The following is a 3,025-nucleotide window of genomic DNA, read 5'->3' on the forward strand; positions in this document are numbered from 1 at the left end:
CTGACCGGTGGGGGCCTCAGTCGCGGCCCAGCAGTCGGTCGGTCTCGCGGCGCTCCCGCTTGGTGGGCCGCCCGGCTCCCCGCTCCCGCCGCGGCTGGGAGGCCAGGACCTCCTTGGGCGGCGGCGGGGGCGAGCGATCGATGTAGCAGGTCGCGGCCACCGGCGCACCGACCCGCTTGTTGATGGTCGTCACCACCTCGAGGATGCGGACCCGCCCCAGTGCGCCGGTGACCTGCACGCGGTCGCCGGGAACGACGGGCTTCGACGGCTGCACCGCCTCGCCGTTGACCTTGATGTGCCCACCGCGGCAGGCGGCCGCCGCCTTGGTCCGCGACGGGAACAACCGCACCGACCACGTCCACGCGTCCACCCGAACACTCATGGCCCGAGGATAACCGCGACGTGCCCGCAACCTGACCTGTCGGATTCCGACTCACCTGCGGGGCCCCACGGGTCAGGCAGAAGCACACAGGTCAGTCGGGATGGCTTGTCGCGAAGGGCCGGGCGGGTGAGACGGGTGCGGCTGGCCGAGGCAGGACCGTTCCGTGATTCCCCGGTTCACTCCGCGTGTCCTCGGCTCACGCGGCGGCCGGGTAGAGGACTCTCCGAATCCGCTCGGCGAGAAGGCGCGGTTGCTCGAGATCCGCCCATCGCCAGTGCAGGACCCGATAGCCGAGGGCCAGCAACTCGGCGTCGCGGTCTTTCTCGCGCGCGAGTCGGCGTCTGAGTTCGGGCCCGTCCGCACCGTCGAAGTACTTGCCGAAACCATCGCATTCCCCGATCACCCCGAACTCACGCCACAAGAAGTCCACCCGGGCGATGCGATTGCCGTGGGTGTCGAATATGTTCGCCTGGGTCTCCGGCGTGGGCAGCCCGTGATCGAGGAACGTCAGACGGCTCAGCGTCTCCGCCACGCTCTCACTCCGACTGTCGACCAGGTTCAACGCCGCCCGAGCTCTCTTGACCCCCATTCGTCCCGAGGCCTGCTGCAACGCGAGTTCCACATCCGGGTCGGTGACAAGTCCACGGTGCCCGGCGGCGTCCGCGACCGACACCGCAGCGTCCCTTCCCGTCGACAGCGCGACATCCACCAGAGTCCTCGGCGCGGTCGTCACATGCAGCCCGTCGATTCTGGTGACGTCCTCGTCGTCGAGCCTTCCCGTGTGGTGCGTGACCAGACGCGACGTACGGCTGCGGCCCTTGTCACCCGGAGCCGAGGTGGTGACCCGCCGCAGTGGCAGACCCCATCCAGGCAACCCGTGCACCAGAGCGGCAGACGAGTGGGAGAACACGGGCGAGTCCAGGGCGGCATCCGCCGCCAACACCGCCAGCAGGTGACGGGACTCCCGGGGCAGCTCCTTGGCGGTGCCCTCCACATAGAACCCGGGGCGCAGCCTGACCAGTTCTCCGGAGGCCACCGATCGGCTGAGCGACTGGCTGGAGATGCCCCGGCCGAGTAATTCGTCGGTCGTCATCACCATCTGACGGAGTTCGCTGATCTCGTGCACACGCTGATGATCACCGAGTCACCGCGCTGGACCGGGGTCCGGACGCCTGATTCCTGCTCGCCTGTGGAGGCGGCAGCGGTTGTGGATAACGGGCACCACCGCTCCCGTTGGACCCCCGCCCTGCGAGCGGCGCCTTTCGAGAGCGCGGGCGACGCATCTTGACCTGTCCGATTCCGTCTCACCTGCGGGATCCCTCGGGTCCGGCAGAATCACACAGGTCAGTCGATGGTCCCCTGGTCCCGTGGCTCTGGTTGTGCTCGGCGGCGGCGGGGAGGTGCGGGTGCGGGTGCCGGTGGGGCTGGAGAGGCAGCCGTGTCAGCGCCGGCGGTTACAGCCCCTGCCAAGCCCGCCGGGGGCCCGTGCGAGACTGGGCTCACACTTTGGAACGAGTTCCCCTGGAGGGCCCATGACCGACGCAGCCGTCAAGCTCGAGCAGATCCTCGACAGTCGCTACAGCTGCCGAGGGTTCACCTCCGAGCCGGTTCCGGAGGAGACGATCGACCGGATCTTCCGCATGGCCCAGCGCACGGCGTCGTGGTGCAACTCGCAGGCCTGGCAGGTCGAGCTGGTGACGGGGCAGGCGACGGCCGCGTTCGGCAAGCACCTCACCGACCACGTGCTCTCCAGCGACATGAGCTCGGACCTGCCCGCGCCGGAGCGGTACGACGGCGTCTACGGCGATCGCCGCCGAGCGAGCGGCTTCGGGCTCTACTCGGCGCTCGGCATCGAGCGGTCGGACAAGGACGCGCGGCTTCGTCAGATGCTGGAGAACTACCGCTTCTTCGGCGCCCCGCACGTCGCGGTGATCACCTCGGACGCGGGCCTCGGCACGTACGGCGCGGTGGACTGCGGTGGTTACGTGTCGACGTTCCTGGCAGCCGCCACGTCGCTGGGCGTCGCCACATGCGCCCAGGCAGCGATCGCTCTGTACTCGGATGCGGTCCGCGAGCACTTGCAGATCCCCGAGGACCGCCTCATCGTCTGTGGGATCGCATTCGGCTACGCCGACGCGGACCACCCCGCCAACACGTTCCGGGCCGAGCGCGCCGACCTGTCCGACGTGGTGCGCCGCCACGCCTGATCCGGGCTCGGCTGAGCCGTCGCCGCGACTGCGCCCACCCGGGCCGCAGCCGGATCAGCACGGCTGGCGTCAGTACAGCTCGCGCTTCTGATCGGGCTTGCCGGAGATGGCCTTGCGGACCTTGTTGCCGTTGTAGATCGCCACGATGGCGGCGAGGACCGCCACCACGGTGAAGAACGAGCTCGCGAACAGCGCGATCGGCAGCGACACGGCCGTCACGCCCAGAGCGATAGCGGTGGTGCGCGCATCCTTGCGGACCTGCTGCTTCTGCTGTTCGATCGAGTTCGGCTGGTAGGGCTGCATGCTCATGTAGTCAGGATTCCACATCCCGGCGAACTGCCGCGTTCTCGGTGGTGGCCACCCCGGCGGTCTCCCACTCGACCCCGCCGGAGGTGCGCGCGGCCAGGATCGGCCCGACCACGTCCAGTTCGCCCGC

At 69.4% G+C, this 3,025-nt stretch carries 4 protein-coding genes; 1 reads left to right on the top strand and 3 read right to left on the bottom strand.

Annotated features, from left to right (window positions below; genetic code table 11):
* Positions 1-16: 16 nt before the first annotated feature.
* A complete protein-coding gene (locus tag G6024_RS13195; RefSeq protein WP_096905626.1) occupies positions 17-382 on the bottom strand; it encodes an RNA-binding S4 domain-containing protein in 366 nt (121 codons plus the stop codon).
* A 196-nt stretch (positions 383-578) separates the two neighbouring features.
* Positions 579-1,508 carry a type IV toxin-antitoxin system AbiEi family antitoxin domain-containing protein gene (locus G6024_RS13200; RefSeq protein WP_235027901.1) on the bottom strand — a complete coding sequence of 310 codons (930 nt, stop codon included), beginning with the start codon at positions 1,506-1,508 and terminating at the stop codon, positions 579-581.
* A gap of 406 nt (positions 1,509-1,914) precedes the next feature.
* Here G6024_RS13200 and G6024_RS13205 point away from each other — a divergent pair, with 406 nt between their 5' ends.
* A complete protein-coding gene (locus tag G6024_RS13205) occupies positions 1,915-2,589 on the top strand; it encodes a nitroreductase (RefSeq protein ID WP_159148890.1) in 675 nt (224 codons plus the stop codon).
* Positions 2,590-2,658: 69 nt separating this feature from the next.
* Here the strand turns inward: G6024_RS13205 and G6024_RS13210 are convergent, their stop codons facing one another.
* The gene (locus tag G6024_RS13210; RefSeq protein WP_096905628.1) at positions 2,659-2,898 is read right to left on the bottom strand and encodes a hypothetical protein; all 240 of its coding nucleotides are present in this window, start codon (positions 2,896-2,898) and stop codon (positions 2,659-2,661) included.
* Between the last annotated feature and the right edge of the window lie 127 nt (positions 2,899-3,025).

The sequence above is a fragment of the Dietzia maris genome (genome assembly GCF_014144855.1).
Lineage (GTDB): Bacteria > Actinomycetota > Actinomycetes > Mycobacteriales > Mycobacteriaceae > Dietzia > Dietzia kunjamensis.